Raw genomic sequence first — 624 nt, forward strand, 5'->3', positions numbered from 1 at the left:
CGCCTGCCGCGGTCAGCCGTTCAACCGTGTCATCGGTGCTGCCGGTGTCGGCGACAATGCGGTAGTCGGCGTCGACAGCAGAGTTGGCCCAGCGCTCTGCGTTTGCGGCTTCGTTCAACGCGATGGTGTAGACGGCGATCTTCACTGTGCTCCGCTCACTCGCGCGCTGGTGCAAGACTTCGCCTGACGGACAAGCCCGACGCGCCTTTGCGGATAGCCACGAGGCCACCAAGCAGCTTTGCCCGGTTCAACTCATAGTGGCTGTCGAAGAACAGGATCTCCGCGAACTGATCGGCAAGCGCGCTCACACCCAGCGGATCGACCGAGCGGGCCGTGCCGTGCTGTTGGATTTCCCGCAACAAGGTCTTGGTCAGCGTGATCTTGCCGAGGTCCTCGCCGGGCGGCTGCCAGTCAAGGTCTTCCAGGAAATACCATCCACCTTCGGCGAGCAGCGGGAAGAATTCGCACAGGGTCAACTGTTCGTCGAACGAGGCGTGGCTGCCGTCGTCGATGATCACATCGAACGACTGCGGCTCGAGCGTTGCAGCGACCCCACGCAAATCGCCCAGCTTGGATTGGTCACCGACAAACGACTTGAACCGGTCATTGTTGAGTTGCGAAAAA

At 61.2% G+C, this 624-nt stretch carries 1 pseudogene; it reads right to left on the reverse strand.

What is annotated here, in order from left to right:
- Positions 1-155 precede the first annotated feature (155 nt).
- A pseudogene (locus X742_RS1000000175180) lies at positions 156-624 on the reverse strand (hypothetical protein); the annotation flags it as partial.

It is taken from the genome of Mesorhizobium sp. LNHC229A00 (assembly GCF_000502415.1).
In the GTDB taxonomy this organism is placed as follows: domain Bacteria; phylum Pseudomonadota; class Alphaproteobacteria; order Rhizobiales; family Rhizobiaceae; genus Mesorhizobium.